This is a genomic window from Pectobacterium brasiliense (assembly GCF_013449685.1).
Lineage (GTDB): Bacteria > Pseudomonadota > Gammaproteobacteria > Enterobacterales > Enterobacteriaceae > Pectobacterium > Pectobacterium brasiliense_A.
Genome location: NZ_JACDSF010000013.1, coordinates 73,687 through 90,010, shown reverse-complemented (window position 1 = coordinate 90,010; position 16,324 = coordinate 73,687). Strand labels below are relative to the sequence as shown.

The window sequence follows — 16,324 nt, the reverse complement described above, 5'->3', positions numbered from 1 at the left end:
CCATGCCACTCACCCGTGAGCCAGCTTACGCCTCAGTACAATTTTTTACGCCAGGAAAAAATGTTAAGCACACGAAATGACAGAAAAGGAATATATAGCTCGCAACGTACTCCAGCCTTGGCGTAAATGATGCTGAGGAGAAGATGCTCTCTCGGATGAGCGGCAGGACGCCGCGAAAGCCGCTGCCGCGTCGGGAACGTGTCAGCGGCGGTCCGAATAAGAGAGCATTGACGACGAAGGAATCGCGAAGCGGCATCATTTCCCGCCAAACAGCCTGGGTTCACAGGGCGGCGGCGACTGAGCGCCCCTGTGTCGTGCGCATACGGAAAACATGCAGAGAAAAACAAATGTTAAGCGCACGAAACCTCGCCAAAAGAACAAGTTACACAATCGGGTGTCGGCATATGTATTCACCAGTTGTCCATTTATCACTTAATCAGGGGGAATCTGAAACATGATGAATTCCGCCTCTGTCCACTGGCAGCTCTGGATTGTTGCCTTTGGCTTCTTTATGCAGACGCTGGATACCACCATCGTGAATACCGCGCTGCCTTCGATGGCCGCGAGTCTGAATGAAAGCCCGCTGCATATGCATTCGGTGATTGTTTCCTATGTGCTGACCGTGGCGGTGATGCTGCCCGCCAGCGGCTGGCTGGCCGATCGCATCGGCGTGAAGAATATCTTTTTCACCGCGATTCTGCTGTTTACGCTGGGGTCGCTGCTGTGCGCCCAGTCGGAAACGCTGAATGAGCTGCTGGCCTCGCGCGTTATTCAGGGGATCGGCGGTGCGATGATGGTGCCGGTCGGCCGGCTGACGGTGATGAAAATTGTCCCGCGCGATCAGTATATGGCAGCGATGACCTTCGTAACGCTGCCCGGCCAAATCGGTCCGTTAATGGGACCGGCACTCGGCGGTTTTCTGGTGGAATACACCAGTTGGCACTGGATCTTCCTCATCAATCTACCCGTTGGCATTGTCGGTGCGCTGGCCACCTGGTTCCTGATGCCCAATTACACCATGCAGACGCAGCGCTTTGACATCAGCGGCTTCCTCTGGCTTGCTGTCGGTATGGCCACGCTGACATTGGCGCTGGACGGCAACCGCAGTCTGGGCATGCCGCCGCTTGCCATTTTTGCGTTAATCGCCGTCGGGCTGATCGCGTTGCTAAGCTATTGGCTGCACGCCCGTCACAACAAGCGGGCACTGTTTAATCTGCATCTATTCGACACGCAAACCTTCTCTATCGGCCTGAGCGGTGGGCTATTGGCGCGTATCGGCAGCGGTATGTTGCCGTTTATGACGCCGTTGTTTTTACAGTTAGGAATGGGCTTTTCTCCGTTCCATGCGGGGCTGATGATGGTGCCGATGGTACTAGGCAGCATGGGAATGAAGCGGATCGTGGTGCAGATCGTTAACCGACTCGGCTACCGCCGCGTGCTGATTATCTCCACGCTGCTGCTGGCGCTGGTCACGGCGCTGTTCGCTCTGGTCGCGCTGATGAAATGGATCTGGATGATCCCGATTGTGCTGTTCTTCCTCGGCACGGTGAACGCCGTTCGCTTCTCCACCATGAACACGCTAACCCTGAAGGATCTGCCGGATACGCTCGCCAGCGGCGGGAATAGCCTGCTGTCAATGACCATGCAGCTGTCCACCAGCCTCGGCGTCAGTATCGCAGGCATTCTGCTGGGCATGTTTTCCCAGCCACACATGGCGGCGGGAAGCGGAGAAACGCATAGGGTGTTTATTTATACCTATCTCAGTATGATCGTCATCATCGCCCTGCCCGTGTTGATTTTTAACCGCGTTCCGACGGACAGCGTCAAGCAGTCAACGCTGCCGCGTAAATCGTGAGGTCGTCATGAAATTCGGAATCACCGCCAAACTGTTCCTCGCAATTTTCGCCACCTGCATGCTGGTGCTGATTACTATGCACTGGGGCGTGCGCGCCAGCTTCGAGCGCGGCTTTATCGACTACATTAAACGCGGCAACGAGCAGCGGGTCATGCAGCTACGTGATGCGCTGGCGGAGCAATATCAGTTACACGGCGACTGGTCATTCCTGCGCAACGATGAGCGTCTGGTATTCAAGATGTTGCACTCGCTGGACCAGAATAACGACACCGACAACAGCATGCAGGGGCTGCGGGTACGCCTCTGGGTGCTGGATACCGGCAAACGCAAGCTGTTCGGCTCTCCGGCACCCATCCCGAATGAAGGCACCTGGCAGCCGATTCAGGTACAAAACCAGACGGTCGGCTGGGTTGTTGCTTCGCCCGTCGAGCGCCTGACCCGCAACGCTGACATCAGCTTCGACAGGCAGCAGCAGCGCACCAGTTGGCTGATTGTCGCGCTCTCGACGCTGCTCGCCGCCATCGCCACCTGGCTGACCGCGCGTGGCCTGCTGGCGCCCGTCAAGCGGCTGGTCAGCGGCATGCACAGTTTGGCCTCGGGCGATTTCAGCACCCGTGTAACCGCCAGCTCGCACGATGAACTGGGCAGGCTGGGACAGGATTTCAATCAGCTTGCCAACACGCTGGAAAAAAACGAACAGTCCCGCCGCGCGTTTATGGCCGATGTCTCCCACGAATTGCGCACGCCGCTGGCGGTGCTGCGTGGCGAGCTGGAAGCCTTGCAGGATGGCGTGCGCAAGCCCGACTCGCATTCTCTGCACTCGCTCCAGTCTGAGGTCACGACGCTCACCAAACTGGTGGACGACCTGCATCAGCTCACCCTGTCCGATCGTGGGGCGCTGGCCTACCGCAAAGCGCCTGTAGACGTGGTGCAAATTCTGCATATTGCTATCGCCACGTTTCATGAACGTTTCCAGAAAAAGCAGATTACGCTCACCACCGATTTACCCGCGCAGGCGAGCGTCTTTGGCGATCCAGACCGGCTAAGTCAGCTGTTTAACAATTTGCTGGAAAACAGCCTGCGCTACACTGATGAGCAGGGGCAGTTGACCATTGCGGTTATTCAGCAGCATAAACGCTGGGCGATTATCTGGCAGGACAGCGCCCCCGGCGTGACCGACGAGCAGCTCACGATGATTTTCGAACGTTTTTACCGTGCGGAAAGTTCGCGTAACCGCGCCAGCGGCGGCGCAGGACTGGGGCTGGCGATCTGCAATAATATCGTTGAGGCACATAGCGGACGGCTGTATGCTGAACATTCGCCATTAGGGGGCGTGATGATTACCATTGAGCTTCCCTTGCACGAACCTGATTAAGATTCACACCTAAATAAGCAGAACTATGACAACCGCACCCGATTTCACTATGGCATCACCGATTCTGATCGTCGAAGATGAGCCCAAATTGGGGCAACTGCTGGTGGATTACCTTCAGGCAGCGGACTATGCCACGCACTGGCTGCCCAACGGCAATGATGTCGTCGAGTGGGTGCGGCAGCATTCCCCTTCCCTCATTTTGCTGGATTTAATGCTGCCGGGCTGCGACGGCCTGACGCTCTGCCGCACCATCCGCCAGTTTTCCAACGTACCGATTATCATGGTCACCGCCCGCAGCGAAGAGATCGATCGCCTGCTGGGGCTGGAAATTGGGGCCGATGACTATATTTGTAAGCCCTTCAGCCCGCGCGAAGTGGTCGTGCGCGTCAGAACGCTGTTGCGCCGCTGCGGCTGGCAGAATGACGGGCTGAAAGCCGTCGAGAAAACCGAAACCGCTCTCTTGATCGATAAAAGCGGCTTTCAGGCCAGCTATCTGGGGCAGAATCTCGATCTCACGCCAGCAGAGTTTCGCCTGCTCAAGACACTCTCCGCCGAGCCGGGTAAGGTGTTTTCCCGCGAGGCGCTGCTGGATAAGCTCTACGACGATTACCGCGTCGTGACCGACCGCACCATTGATAGCCACATCAAAAATCTGCGTCGCAAGCTGGAACAGTTGGACGAAGAGACCTCATTTATCCGCACGGTATACGGCATCGGCTATCGCTGGGAAGCCGCGCCTTGTAATGAGGTGTAACGCCCAGCGCCTTATGATGCACACGAAAAAGAGGCTTTCACGATAATGACTGCGCTATTTTCCGAAACCACCAAAATCGAGACGCCTCGCCTGCTGCTGCGCCCGCTTTATCGTGATGATGCGCCAGCGCTGTTCGCCTTTATGTCCGATCCGGTTGTGATGCGCTTTTGGAACCATCCTCCCTGGCAGCGCATCGAGCAGGCGCACGACGCAATTGACGAATACTGGAGCGCGCAGTGCGCCGGGCAGCATATGAAGCTGGGTCTGGAAGTTAAAGAAAGCGGCGAGCTGATCGGCACCTGCGTGCTGTTCAACCTTGAGATTGAGTCTAAACGCGCCGAAATCGGCTACTGTCTGGCGGCGAGCGCGCAAGGCAAAGGCTATATGGCGGAAGCGCTCTCTACGCTGCGGGATTTTGCCTTTGAAACGGCAGGACTTAGCCGACTGGAAGCCGAAATCGATCCCCGTAATGTGGCGTCAGCCCGCTCGCTGGAACGACTGGGATTCACGCAGGAAGGGCTATTGAAACAGCGTTGGATCGTCGACGGCGAGGTGTCCGACTCTGCGCTCTACGGCCTGCTAGCGGCTAAACGTTAGCCAACCCCTTCTCAGTCTGGTCAAAAATACTGTCTGACTTAATGAAAATTTTGTCATTTTCTCTTTTCCCAAGGCTGTTACTCTTTTAAGCCTACAATAATAACGGGTATCACCCCGCACGGCGTGCGGGACTTGGGTCACCTGCAACAGAACAGATAAGGGGAAAAACGATGTCAGGCTTAGTGAATGGCAAATGGGTTAATGGCGATGTCGCGGCGGAAGAGATCAAAAACGGGGCGTTCCACCGCGAAGAGACCAAATTTCGGCAAACCGAGCTGGTGCCAGAAGCCGGTCGTTATCAGCTTTTTGTCTCCTACCTCTGCCCGTGGGCATCGCGCACGCTGATTTTCCGCAAGCTGAAAGGGCTGGAGAATATCATTTCGCTCTCCGTTGCCAACCCGCGCATCGCGGATAACGGCTGGGAATTTGCCACGCCACAGGATGCCGGCGAGCACGTGGGTGAGATTCACTACCTGCACCAGCTCTACACCGCCAGCGTGCCCGACTATACCGGAAAGGTGTCAGTGCCTGTGCTGTGGGATCGGATGGAAGGCCGCATCGTAAATAACGAATCGGCGGACATTATCCGCATGCTGAACAGCGAATTTAACGATCTGACCGGCAATCGGCTCGATTTCTACCCGTCAGAACGGCGCAGCGAGATCGACCGCTGGAACGAAACCGTGTACCACAACGTCAACAACGGCGTGTATAAAACTGGGTTCGCCAAAACGCAGGAACACTATAACGATGCCGTCACCACGCTCTTCACCACACTGGACGAACTGGACGAGCATCTTGGCAGCCATCGCTATATGCTGGGCGACACGCTGACCGAGGCCGACTGGCGCCTGTTTGTCACGCTGGTACGTTTTGACGTGGCCTACCACGGCGCGTTCAAATGTAACCTGAAGCGCATTGCCGACTACCCGAACCTGTCGAACTACCTGCGCGAACTGTACCAGTGGCCGGGCGTCGCGGAGACGGTCAATATCGACCACATCAAAGCAGGCTATTACGGTATTGCCTGGCTGAACCCGACGCAGATTGTGCCGGTTGGCCCACAGGTCGATTTATATCAGCTCCACAACCGCGAAACGTTCGGAAAATCCCGTATCGCGACGCGTTAATCCTGCTTTATCCGGCCTGCTCTATTAATGGCAGGCCATTCTTTTATTTAGGTCAAAAAATTGATTTACATCAAACAAGGGCCCCACATTTCGTGTGTCGTCTACTGTAATTTCCCCCTATTAGCGCTAGAATCCTCCGCCTTTACTGCCCCCGCCGTGGAGCAGCCTGACTTGTGATCAGAATCGAGAGATACCATGTTTAAACCGGAACTGCTTTCTCCGGCCGGTACGCTGAAAAATATGCGCTACGCCTTTGCCTATGGCGCGGACGCGATTTATGCCGGTCAACCCCGCTACAGCCTGCGCGTGCGCAATAACGAATTCAACCATCAGACGCTGGCACAAGCCATTAACGAAGCGCATGAACTGGGCAAGAAATTCTACGTCGTCGTTAACATCGCACCGCACAATGCCAAACTGAAAACCTTCCTGCGTGACCTGCAACCCGTGATCGAAATGGGGCCCGATGCGCTGATCATGTCCGATCCGGGCCTGATCATGCTGGTGCGGGAAAACTTCCCACAGATGGATATTCACCTTTCCGTTCAGGCCAACGCGGTCAACTGGGCGACGGTGAAATTCTGGCAGCAAATGGGGCTAACGCGTGTGATTCTGTCCCGCGAACTGTCGCTGGAAGAGATTGCAGAAATCCGCCAGAACGTCCCGGATATGGAACTGGAGATTTTCGTTCACGGCGCGCTGTGCATGGCGTATTCCGGTCGCTGCCTGCTGTCCGGCTACATCAACAAACGTGATCCGAATCAGGGCACCTGCACCAACGCCTGCCGCTGGGAATATAAGGTTCAGGAAGGCAAAGAGGACGAGGTCGGGAATATCGTCCATCAGCACGAGCCTATCGCGGTGAAAAACGTTGAACCCGTGCTGGGCATCGGCGAACCGACCGACAAAGTCTTTATGCTGGAAGAAAACATGCGTCCCGGCGAGTACATGAGCGCCTTTGAAGATGAGCACGGCACCTACATCATGAACTCCCGCGATCTGCGTGCCATTCAGCACGTTGAACGCCTGACGCAAATGCAGGTTCATTCGCTGAAAATCGAAGGCCGCACCAAGTCATTCTATTATTGCGCTCGTACCGCACAGGTTTATCGTCGCGCCATTGACGACGCAGTAGCCGGTAAACCGTTCGATTCAACGCTGCTGGAAACGCTGGAAGGTCTGGCACACCGTGGCTATACCGAAGGCTTCCTGCGTCGCCACGTGCATGAAGATTACCAGAACTACGACTACGGCTATTCCGTTTCCGACCGTCAGCAGTTTGTTGGTGAATTCACCGGCGTGCGCCGCGATGGGCTGGCAGAAGTCAATGTGAAGAACAAATTTTCCTGCGGCGACAGCGTGGAGATGATGACGCCGAACGGCAATATTCAATTCACCCTCGACACGATGCAGAATGCCAAAGGGCAGCCGACCGATGTCGCACCGGGTAACGGCCATATCGTCTATCTGCCCGTGCCGGATGATGTCTCGCTGGATTATGCGCTACTGTTGCGCAATCTGCCGGGCACCACCACGCGCAACCCGAACGTGGAATAAACCGGTAATATCGCCGGATGCCCAGCCATCCGGCTCCCCCGTTCGTCAGCCCCCTCTTTCCTTTACGGTATGCTCCCCTATCACCACACCTTACCTGCTACGAATAAGTGCATCAAACACCCAAGGGTACCGTTACAAAGCTCAGGGTTTTTTAACGAATATTAGAAACAGATCACATCAATTAGCCGGTCTTGTGGTTAGTATTGCGTCGCTGAGAAAACATAGAACGAAAAATAAGCGTAGTGATACTACTAGGAACCACCTCCTTGGCCAGCTCAATCTCCCTTGAGCTGGCTTTTCTTTTTCTTCCGCATCCTCCTTTTCTCGCCGTAAACATTCATCGACTCTTCTGATTTCTACCTGCCGATTTAGTGACTATTATTAACTCCACTATCCTGCTTAGGAGAAATAGATCATGGAAAAAAATCCAATCACACTGCTGATTTTAAATGGAAAAAGTGCGGGTAATGAAGAACTTCGCGAAGCCATTGATGAGCTACGCAAGGACGGCTATACGCTAGATGTGCGCGTGACCTGGGAATACGGCGATGCCAAACGCTATGTCGAAGAGGCGATTCAGCTCAACGCGGATAACGTGATCGCCGCCGGTGGCGACGGTACCGTCAATGAAGTCGCCGCCGCCTTAGCGGTGCAACCGGAAGCGGTGCGACCGTGTCTGGGAATCGTGCCACTGGGTACCGCCAACGATTTTGCCACCAGTTGCCAGATTCCGATGGAGACGCACAATGCGCTGACGCTGGCGATCAAAGGCCGCGCTACCGCCATCGATGTCGCCAAGGTGAACGATGAACACTATTTCATCAACATGGCGACGGGCGGCTTTGCCACGCGCATTACCACCGAAACACCGGCCAAGATGAAGGCGGCGCTGGGGAGTGCGTCTTACGTGCTGCACGCGCTCTTTCGCATGGACATGCTGCAAGCCGAACGCTGTGAGATTCGTGGGCCAGATTTTCACTGGTCAGGCGATACGCTGGTTATCGCGGTGGGGAATGGCCGTCAGGCGGGCGGCGGACAGCAGCTTTGCCCAGAGGCGCTGATCAACGATGGGCTACTGGAACTGAGCGTGCTGTCGGCAACCGAGCTGCTGCCGAATATGCTGCAAGCCTGGTTCACCGGCAGCGAAAACCAGAACATGATTTCCGCTACCCTGCCGTGGCTGGAGATCACCACCCCGGATGATATGACGTTTAATCTGGACGGCGAGCCGCTCAGCGCCAAACGCTTCCATATCGAGGTGCTTCCAGCAGCGATTCACTGCCGGCTGCCACCGCAATGCTCGCTGCTGGAATAGCAGCGCGTTTCGACTATTCCTGTTTCTACTATTCCCGCTTAAGGCGATTACTGTTTGCCAGGTACAGCGTTACCACCAGCAGCAGGATCGCCGCGGAATAGACCAGCGTATCCGACGGGCTTTTGTGATCGACAATAATCAGGCGAATGATCGCCGTAATGCCGATGTAGATAAAGTAGCGCAGCGGGAAGTGATAGCCGGACTGGAAATACTTCACGATCAGCGCGATAAACTCAAAATACAGGAAATAGATCACAATGCCTTCTATCAGTTGATAGGAGGAATCTTTCTCGTTGGAGATCAACAGCACTTTCGCCAGATGGAACGTTTCCTTGACTAAAAAAATCACTAAAATGATCGCCAGCACTAGCAGGCCGATATTGAGTATCGTCTGAAGCGCCTTGGCAGCCATCGCACTGCGAGCAGAACCTGCCATATGTTATCCCCACACCCTATTTCACATTAACGCCAAGATTTCACAGCAAAGTAACCGGAGGTTCACGCACTGTCTATGCCGAAGACGCTTAATTTACTTTGAAATTACTGGCAAATGTGTCACACAAAGTACAAGTCAATTTACTTATACCCGCCATACGTCAAACGGCAGGAAGCCGGCAGTGCGAAGGATTGAGGGCATATCATATTTACCACCAGCGATGGAAGTGATGAACAGGGCCGATGCCGTGCCCAACCTCCAGCGTGTCGGCCTGCTGTAGCGCCTGCTGTAAATAGTCCTTCGCTGCCTTGACCGTTTCCCCCCAGCTAGCATGACGTGGTCGCAGCGCGGCCAGCGCAGCAGACAGCGTGCAGCCAGTGCCGTGCGTATGGCGTGTATTCACGCGCGGAGAGCTAAAGCGCTGCGGTTCAGCCTGTCGACTGAACAGCCAATCCGGACTTTCCGCTTCGCTGAGGTGACCGCCTTTCATCAGTACTGCCTGGCAGCCCATCGCCAGCAGCGCTTCCCCCTGTTCACGCATTTCCCGTTCGTTAGCGGCGGGTGACGTATTCAGCAGCGCGGCGGCTTCCGGCAGATTGGGCGTAATCAGGGACACCAACGGCAGCAGTTCACGACGGATCGATTCCACCGCCTCCGGCGCAAGTAGCGGATCGCCACTTTTCGCCAGCATCACGGTGTCCAGCACCACAAAAGGCACCGCGTAACGACGCAGGCGCTCGGCAACGGTTTCAACAATATCGGTCTGCGCCAGCATCCCAATCTTGGCGCTGTCGATACGCACATCGCTCAACACGGAATCCAGCTGTGCTGCGACAAAATCCGGTTCAATCCGGTAGACGGACTGCACGCCGCGCGTATTTTGCGCCACCAGCGCGGTAATGACCGAGGTGCCGTAAGCGCCCAGCGCAGAAAACGCTTTTAAATCCGCCTGAATACCCGCACCACCGCTCGGATCGGTGCCTGCAATCGTCAACGCATTGATACGCTTCATGCCAGATCCTCCGCGCGCAGGGTATAAAGTCTATCGAGGAAATGAGGGATAAAACTCCCCGTCCCCTGCGCCATCGAGGCCGCCTGCTGCCCTGCTAACGCCATGACATAGCACGCCGCCGCCACATGGGATAATCGGTCACCCTCCAGAGCACAAAAACCCGCGACGACCGCCGATAGCGCACAGCCCGTACCGACCACGCGCGTCATCATGCTATCGCCGCCGGATACCGCGATGTCTCGCTCACCGTCCGTGACATAATCCACCACGCCGGTCACCGCAACAATTGTCCCCACCCGCCGTGCCAGCTCGCGTGCAGCAGGGAGAGCCGCCAGCGAATCATCGGCGCTATCCACGCCACGCCCTTGTGCCGTTAATCCCGCCAACGCCATAATTTCAGACGCATTGCCGCGAATCGCCGCAGGTTTCCCTGCCAGCAGTTCACGACAGAATTCAGTACGAAAGGTCAAACCGCCTACGGCAACCGGGTCGAGTACCCACGGTGTATTCGCCTGGTGGGCGCTGTTTACCGCCGCCCGCATCGCCTCAGCACGCGAGCGCTCCAGCGTTCCGACATTAATCAGCAGCGCATCCGCTACTGCGCTGAACTGCGCGGCTTCTTCAGGATCGACCACCATCGCAGGTGATGCATTCAACGCCAGCAGCACATTAGCAGTAAAAGATTGCACCACATCGTTGGTCAAACAGTGCACCAGCGGCGAGGCAGAACGGAATTGAGTGAGTGATGTTGCTGCCTGAGCGGCAGAAAAGTCGGTGGGTCGCGTGTTCATAAGTCTCCCAACCGGCGTGGAAGAAGGCGGCAACCGGTGGGGCATACCGTGACTTCCCTACGCTGGCATTATCCAGATCAGGTGGTACGGGTATTTCTCAGCCTTCACAAAGAAGGGCACCCCGAGTCATGTACTACGTTTGGGAGCATAAGTAAGTGAGTAACGTAAAGCAAGCGCTGCCAGCTCCCTTCCCCACCTAATACAAAATGAAAAACCACAGGCACGTTGTGACATAGAGAAAAACGTCATAACCCTTTAGACTAGTTAATCAAACCCATACTGAGGAGATTGTGATGACGATGATAAAGAGTTATGCCGCACCGGAAGCAGGCGCAGCGCTGGAGTTGTATGAGTTTGATGCGGGTGAACTGCAAGCGGAAGACGTAGAAGTCACGGTTGATTACTGCGGCGTATGCCACTCCGATCTCTCGATGATCGATAACGAATGGGGCATGTCGAGCTATCCGCTGGTTGCCGGGCATGAAGTGATTGGCCGCGTACACGCGCTAGGTGACGCGGCAAAAAGCAAAGGATTAAAGGTGGGTCAGCGCGTCGGTATTGGCTGGACGGCACGCAGCTGTGGGCACTGCGATGCCTGTATCAGCGGTAGCCAAACCAACTGCCAGCAAGGCAGCGTGCCGACAATTCTGAATAAAGGCGGTTTTGCCGATAAGATTCGTGCGAACTGGCAGTGGGCGATCCCGCTTCCTGATTCCATTGATATCGAATCTGCGGGTCCGTTGCTGTGCGGCGGCATCACCGTGTTCAAGCCGCTGTTAATGCATCATGTCACCGCAACCAGCCGCGTCGGCGTGATCGGTATCGGCGGCCTGGGACATATCGCGATTAAACTTCTGCACGCGATGGGCTGTGAAGTCACGGCATTCAGCTCAAACCCAGCCAAAGAGCAAGAAGTGCTGGCGATGGGTGCCGATAAAGTCGTCAACAGCCGCGATCCGCAGGCGCTGACCGCACTGGCAGGCCAGTTCGATCTCATCATCAACACCGTGAGCGTCGATCTGGAATGGCAGCCCTACTTCAACGCGCTCGCCTATAACGGGAAATTCCATACCGTCGGCGCGGTAATGAAGCCGTTCAGCGTTCCAGCCTTCACGCTTATTGCGGGTGACCGCAGCGTTTCCGGCTCTTCTACCGGTTCACCGCATGAGCTGCGTTCTCTGATGAAGCTCGCCGCACGCGCCAACGTGAAGCCACAGACGGAGCTGTTCCCGATGTCGAAAATCAACGATGCTATCCAGCACGTACGTGACGGCAAAGCTCGCTACCGTGTTGTACTGAAAGCTGATTTTTAATCGGTAAAGACGCCTGAGCGATCGGGCGTCTGCTTTTTGCACATCACGTCATTCTATGAGTTATACCGCTCGATACCACGATGCTGAATGTATTAAATGAGTTTCATGGTAGGATTGAAAGGTGATGCAAGAGGAGATCCGCAATGCCTTTTAAAGAGTATGACCACGACTTTATTGATAAAAATAAAAAAGCCTCCTCGTCTGTCAGGCTCGCCCTGTTGTTGTCTACGTTGGTCATTATATTCAACCTCGTATTCTTCAAACACCGCGACTTTCAGGAGCAACTGCATAATAATCCGGGTTCTTATACCGACTCGGTTGCGCTGGTTTTTCTTCTTTTTATCTTGTCCTGCACCGGTAAAATCTCACTTAACCATACCTCAGCCTTATCCATTCGCCTCGGGCTACATGTCTGGATATGTTCAGCCACGTTTGACCTTATGGATGAGTTTATTTATCAGCCCAAGCTGGTTGGATATTATGTTGAGGATCTGCTGAGAATTATTGGTATGTTTGGCGTCGGGTTTGGTGTCTACAATCTGATATATAAAATCAACGATAAGTACGTCGAAGCCAAAATACAGTCATTCAGCGATGAACTAACACAACTCCCTAATCGCCGATTCTTTATTAATGAATTAAAAAAACTCGAAGCGAAATCACCCTATTTATTTATTATCGACATCGATAATTTTAAAGTCATCAACGATAAATATGGACACATAAAAGGCGACGAAGTATTAAGTAAATTCGGCCATATCCTTTCCCGCTTCGATAACAGTGAGGTGGTGGCAACCCGAATCGGAGGCGAAGAGTTCGCGATTATTCTGTATGCCGGAACACAGGATCGGGCAGAGAAACTGGCAAGAGAAGTACTAAAAAATGCGAACAAAATCATTATCATTATCAAGAATATGCACCACCTTTCTGTCAGCATTGGAGCCGGTAAAAAACAGCCGCAGGAACCCACCGAACACTTTATGAAACGCGTAGACATCGCGCTTTACCAGGCTAAAAATACCGGTAAAGGTAAAGCGGAATGGGCTCTGGATCCGAAGGAAAAAACGTCGTAGATCGCCTCCCGCCATACCTATCAACACGGCCGCACGGACGCGCCGTCCGCTAAAAAACATCAACGCCATTTTCACTGAAATAAAAAACGAAAACATAACAGGCCGCATGGTAATTGTTCTGTCGCTGTAAGCTATGCTTTGTATATAAACGGGATAACGTTATCCCGTTTATTTCTTTATAGCTTAGCTAAGCGCCTGGGTATTACCGGGGCACACGAGTTGTTTACTTTTAATATGGTAAACCTCGACGTCAGGACGGGTGAAGAAGGCAATTTCCCACGGGTTTTTAGTGACGAATTCATGACGCACTTTTTCATACAGCGGATTATCACGCGCGATAATAAACGCTTCCCCTTCAATAATGGTGTAGTTCCATTCAATCGCCCGCTCGAAGGTATAATGGCTGCGCTCATCCATCGCAAAAAAGCAGTGCGGATTACGTTTGAGCAACTGAGATTTAAAGGTCTCAGGGAACGTAATCAGGAAGATATCGTTATCCACGGACGACAGAAACGCCAGCACCGTAGTATGCGGCTGTTCGGCGGCCATGGTAATGAGTACGCCGACCTTATTGGAGAAATCCTGCTTTTCCGTCAGTGGGAAATCGACCATCGGCGTCAAAGGCACCGGTTTTGACGGACGGTTGTCTTGTGGAAACTGATAGCCCGGTTCACGGATGTCCAACACAGGCGTGAAACCGTGCAGAAGCTGGCACTCTCGCGGTTCCAGCACGACCCAATCGCCTTCGCTTGCTATCACACGACCTTTGTAAGAGGTACGATAGACCTGAATATTGGCATCAAATTCATCAACCCCGGAGCGGTTATCAAGGTGAATCGTTGCCAGATCGCCAACGGTAAACTCATGACCGTGTGGGAAAAAAACGCGCAGACTGTTATCCGCATTAGGATAGACGCCGCAAATATGGATGACCACGCCATCCTGCTTATAACCCGCCAGTACACCGAGAGTTTGCTTTCCTAGATAGCTCACGAGACTCATACATCACGCCTTATTCAGATTGGGCTTCAGAGAGGATGCCGACCCTGATTCATTCGGGCCGTTCCAACTGCGGTCAGGACGCTGAGAAATCATTCACGCTAACCGCATCACTTCCTACTTATCAACGGAGAAAGCGCTGAAAACTTTAAGCTGAATACCTGTCTATTTAAAGAAATAAGTATGTGTTAACAGTGAACCAGCGTGTTCACCGCGTTATTTCAGCACCAGCATAGTCACTCCCACGCCGATCAGCATCAGGCAAAACGCGGCTCGCAGGTAGGCAACCGGTAATTTATGGGCAACCGCAACCCCCCAGGACACGCTGACAATTCCTCCCAACGCCAGTGGTAAACCTATACTCCAGTCAACGTTACCCGCTTGCGAATAAGATAACAGCGCCGCCAACGCTCCCGGCACCACGAGTATCAGCGCCATGCCCTGCGCCTGCGTTTGCGCAAAGGCGAAAAACGTAACCAGAACGGGCACAACGACCAGCCCGCCACCGACGGTAAAAATGCCCGACATAAACCCGCTCGCCACGCCAAGCAGCGGCAGGTATTTGCTCGACAGTACAATCTCCGACGTTTGACTGCGTTTTTTGTTATACCACTGCCACATGTAGTACGCCGCCAGCACCAGCAGGAAAGTGGCAAAGGCACGCTGAAGGTTGTGAACATCAATCGATGAAGCGATGTGGGCAGCAAGGTAGGCAGACCCCGTAGCAAACGCACACATGGTCAACGCCACCCGCGTATCGATGCGGTTGCGCTGGCGATAGCGTAGAAAACCAATCAGTACGTTAGGTGTAATCATCACCAGCGCGGTTCCCTGCGCCATATGCTGATCCATCCCGAAAAGCACGCCCAGAATCGGAATCGCGATAAGCCCACCACCAATCCCTAGCATTCCTCCGCAAAACCCCAGTCCGACGCCCAAAAGCAAACACAACAAAATATCGCTGAACATCATTAAGCTAAACATAACGCAACCAGATAACCCATCGGGCAAAAATAGAGAGAGGACAACACCATCCTAGGAGCAACGCGGCCTTTTGATAATCCCTGAATACTCAATGACCCTTTCCTGATAGGAAAACCGCCTGCTGTGATAGAGTAAGCGTGCCATAAGAAAAGTGACAACACGCTGCTCTGCATCAACACACCGGTAACTGACGTGTTTTTCAGACCACCGAGGAAGCTCGATAAACCATGATTAACCCGACGCACTTTGACCTCCAGTCGCTCCGCATCTTTTTACAAGTTGCCCAGACCGGCAGCCTGACCAAAGCGGCAGAAAAGTTCCACATTACGCTTTCTGCCCTGAGCAAACGTATCGCCGAACTGGAGCGTACCGTGGACTGCGCGTTATTCATCCGAATGCCGCGCGGCCTGACGTTAACCCCGGCAGGCAAGGAATTGGTGAATCACGCGCGCAATGTGTTAAGCAACGTGGAGCGCATGGCGAGTGAAATGAACGACTACGCCGTTGGCGTGCGCGGCCACGTACACATGTGGGCAAATACTTCGGCGATTATTCAGTTTCTTCCACAGGATTTGGCGTCATTCCTTCTGGCCCGACCGCTCGTTCGTATTAACCTGGAGGAAAAGCTCAGTAAGACCGTAGTAACGGCGCTGGCGATGGGAGAAGCCGATATCGGCATCTTCGCTGACAATGTCGGCTCACAGGGAGTAGAGAAGATTCCTTATCGTCAGGATAAGCTTGTCGTACTCGTGCCGCCCCAGCACGCGCTTTCCGCGCGGCCAGAAGTCAGCTTTAACGAGACACTGGGTTACGACTATGTCGGCCTCAATAACGGCAGTTCGTTGCTGAAACAGCTGAAAGATGCCTCGGATGAACTGGGGAGAGTGCTGCGCCTGCGGGTGCAGGTCAGCAGCTTTGACGGCATTTGTCGCATGATCGAAGCGGGGCTGGGGATCAGCGTCCTGCCGGAGGGCGCGATTCGCCCAGGCGTGCTCGGCACCGGATTACGCGCCATCAGCCTCACCGACGAATGGGCTTCACGTCAGCTCTGGCTGGGCGTGAAATCCGGCGCGACATTGCAACCCGAAGTCGCCAATCTGCTGACACACCTGCGGCAATGCGGCGTGTAAAGG

The 16,324-nt window shown here is 54.2% G+C and carries 15 protein-coding genes and 1 riboswitch; of the genes, 10 read left to right on the top strand and 5 right to left on the bottom strand.

Annotation, left to right across the window (positions count from 1 at the left end; genetic code table 11):
* The first annotated feature begins 454 nt into the window (after window positions 1–454).
* The 7 genes from H0248_RS05755 (at window position 455) to yegS (ending at window position 8,583) form a co-directional block, all read left to right on the top strand.
* Window positions 455–1,855, top strand: coding sequence for an MFS transporter (locus H0248_RS05755; protein ID WP_180785102.1), 1,401 nt, complete (start codon window positions 455–457; stop codon window positions 1,853–1,855).
* 7 nt (window positions 1,856–1,862) lie between these two features.
* On the top strand, window positions 1,863–3,230 hold the full coding sequence (gene baeS / locus H0248_RS05750) for a two-component system sensor histidine kinase BaeS (RefSeq protein ID WP_180785101.1): 1,368 nt from the start codon (window positions 1,863–1,865) through the stop codon (window positions 3,228–3,230).
* Between the two features lie 25 nt (window positions 3,231–3,255).
* Window positions 3,256–3,984: a two-component system response regulator BaeR gene (gene baeR, locus H0248_RS05745; protein WP_180785100.1), complete on the top strand. Its 729-nt coding sequence runs from the start codon at window positions 3,256–3,258 to the stop codon at window positions 3,982–3,984.
* A gap of 45 nt (window positions 3,985–4,029) precedes the next feature.
* The gene (locus tag H0248_RS05740; protein ID WP_180785099.1) at window positions 4,030–4,581 is read left to right on the top strand and encodes a GNAT family N-acetyltransferase; all 552 of its coding nucleotides are present in this window, start codon (window positions 4,030–4,032) and stop codon (window positions 4,579–4,581) included.
* Between the two features lie 170 nt (window positions 4,582–4,751).
* Window positions 4,752–5,711 carry a glutathione S-transferase family protein gene (locus H0248_RS05735; protein ID WP_180785098.1) on the top strand — a complete coding sequence of 320 codons (960 nt, stop codon included), beginning with the start codon at window positions 4,752–4,754 and terminating at the stop codon, window positions 5,709–5,711.
* A gap of 195 nt (window positions 5,712–5,906) precedes the next feature.
* Window positions 5,907–7,268 (top strand): prephenate-dependent tRNA uridine(34) hydroxylase TrhP, encoded by a 1,362-nt coding sequence (trhP, locus tag H0248_RS05730; protein ID WP_180785097.1) that lies wholly within the window; start codon window positions 5,907–5,909, stop codon window positions 7,266–7,268.
* Between the two features lie 415 nt (window positions 7,269–7,683).
* Window positions 7,684–8,583, top strand: a complete 900-nt coding sequence (gene yegS, locus H0248_RS05725) for a lipid kinase YegS (protein ID WP_180785096.1) — start codon at window positions 7,684–7,686, stop codon at window positions 8,581–8,583.
* A gap of 28 nt (window positions 8,584–8,611) precedes the next feature.
* Here the strand turns inward: yegS and psiE are convergent, their stop codons facing one another.
* The 3 genes from psiE to thiM all read right to left on the bottom strand — a co-directional run bounded on the left by psiE (window position 8,612) and on the right by thiM (window position 10,822).
* Window positions 8,612–9,019, bottom strand: a complete 408-nt coding sequence (psiE, locus tag H0248_RS05720) for a phosphate-starvation-inducible protein PsiE (RefSeq protein WP_010279946.1) — start codon at window positions 9,017–9,019, stop codon at window positions 8,612–8,614.
* A gap of 208 nt (window positions 9,020–9,227) precedes the next feature.
* The gene (gene thiD / locus H0248_RS05715; RefSeq protein WP_180785095.1) at window positions 9,228–10,031 is read right to left on the bottom strand and encodes a bifunctional hydroxymethylpyrimidine kinase/phosphomethylpyrimidine kinase; all 804 of its coding nucleotides are present in this window, start codon (window positions 10,029–10,031) and stop codon (window positions 9,228–9,230) included.
* Window positions 10,028–10,822: a hydroxyethylthiazole kinase gene (gene thiM, locus H0248_RS05710; protein ID WP_180785094.1), complete on the bottom strand. Its 795-nt coding sequence runs from the start codon at window positions 10,820–10,822 to the stop codon at window positions 10,028–10,030. Before thiM ends, thiD begins: the two co-directional genes overlap by 4 nt.
* 37 nt (window positions 10,823–10,859) lie before the next feature.
* Window positions 10,860–10,956: riboswitch (TPP riboswitch) on the bottom strand.
* A gap of 159 nt (window positions 10,957–11,115) precedes the next feature.
* Between thiM and ahr the strand changes: the two genes are divergently transcribed.
* Window positions 11,116–12,135, top strand: a complete 1,020-nt coding sequence (gene ahr / locus H0248_RS05705) for an NADPH-dependent aldehyde reductase Ahr (RefSeq protein WP_180785093.1) — start codon at window positions 11,116–11,118, stop codon at window positions 12,133–12,135.
* Window positions 12,136–12,278: 143 nt separating this feature from the next.
* Window positions 12,279–13,208 carry a GGDEF domain-containing protein gene (locus tag H0248_RS05700; protein ID WP_180785092.1) on the top strand — a complete coding sequence of 310 codons (930 nt, stop codon included), beginning with the start codon at window positions 12,279–12,281 and terminating at the stop codon, window positions 13,206–13,208.
* 183 nt (window positions 13,209–13,391) lie between these two features.
* Here the strand turns inward: H0248_RS05700 and H0248_RS05695 are convergent, their stop codons facing one another.
* A complete protein-coding gene (locus H0248_RS05695) occupies window positions 13,392–14,210 on the bottom strand; it encodes a hypothetical protein (protein ID WP_110162096.1) in 819 nt (272 codons plus the stop codon).
* 213 nt (window positions 14,211–14,423) lie between these two features.
* Window positions 14,424–15,191, bottom strand: a complete 768-nt coding sequence (locus tag H0248_RS05690) for a sulfite exporter TauE/SafE family protein (RefSeq protein WP_180785091.1) — start codon at window positions 15,189–15,191, stop codon at window positions 14,424–14,426.
* Window positions 15,192–15,418: 227 nt separating this feature from the next.
* Here H0248_RS05690 and H0248_RS05685 point away from each other — a divergent pair, with 227 nt between their 5' ends.
* Window positions 15,419–16,321 (top strand): LysR substrate-binding domain-containing protein, encoded by a 903-nt coding sequence (locus H0248_RS05685; RefSeq protein WP_180785090.1) that lies wholly within the window; start codon window positions 15,419–15,421, stop codon window positions 16,319–16,321.
* Window positions 16,322–16,324 lie beyond the last annotated feature (3 nt).

Bases quoted from the DNA above. Each gene is read 5' to 3' on its own strand.
- baeR (WP_180785100.1), top strand. From the start codon at position 3,256: ATGACAACCGCACCCGATTTCACTATGGCATCACCGATTCTGATCGTC.
- H0248_RS05735 (WP_180785098.1), top strand. From the start codon at position 4,752: ATGTCAGGCTTAGTGAATGGCAAATGGGTTAATGGCGATGTCGCGGCG.
- baeS (WP_180785101.1), top strand. From the start codon at position 1,863: ATGAAATTCGGAATCACCGCCAAACTGTTCCTCGCAATTTTCGCCACC.
- H0248_RS05695 (WP_110162096.1), bottom strand. From the start codon at position 14,210: ATGAGTCTCGTGAGCTATCTAGGAAAGCAAACTCTCGGTGTACTGGCG.
- ahr (WP_180785093.1), top strand. From the start codon at position 11,116: ATGACGATGATAAAGAGTTATGCCGCACCGGAAGCAGGCGCAGCGCTG.
- H0248_RS05740 (WP_180785099.1), top strand. From the start codon at position 4,030: ATGACTGCGCTATTTTCCGAAACCACCAAAATCGAGACGCCTCGCCTG.
- H0248_RS05700 (WP_180785092.1), top strand. From the start codon at position 12,279: ATGCCTTTTAAAGAGTATGACCACGACTTTATTGATAAAAATAAAAAA.
- H0248_RS05755 (WP_180785102.1), top strand. From the start codon at position 455: ATGATGAATTCCGCCTCTGTCCACTGGCAGCTCTGGATTGTTGCCTTT.
- psiE (WP_010279946.1), bottom strand. From the start codon at position 9,019: ATGGCAGGTTCTGCTCGCAGTGCGATGGCTGCCAAGGCGCTTCAGACG.
- H0248_RS05690 (WP_180785091.1), bottom strand. From the start codon at position 15,191: ATGTTTAGCTTAATGATGTTCAGCGATATTTTGTTGTGTTTGCTTTTG.
- thiD (WP_180785095.1), bottom strand. From the start codon at position 10,031: ATGAAGCGTATCAATGCGTTGACGATTGCAGGCACCGATCCGAGCGGT.
- yegS (WP_180785096.1), top strand. From the start codon at position 7,684: ATGGAAAAAAATCCAATCACACTGCTGATTTTAAATGGAAAAAGTGCG.
- trhP (WP_180785097.1), top strand. From the start codon at position 5,907: ATGTTTAAACCGGAACTGCTTTCTCCGGCCGGTACGCTGAAAAATATG.
- thiM (WP_180785094.1), bottom strand. From the start codon at position 10,822: ATGAACACGCGACCCACCGACTTTTCTGCCGCTCAGGCAGCAACATCA.
- H0248_RS05685 (WP_180785090.1), top strand. From the start codon at position 15,419: ATGATTAACCCGACGCACTTTGACCTCCAGTCGCTCCGCATCTTTTTA.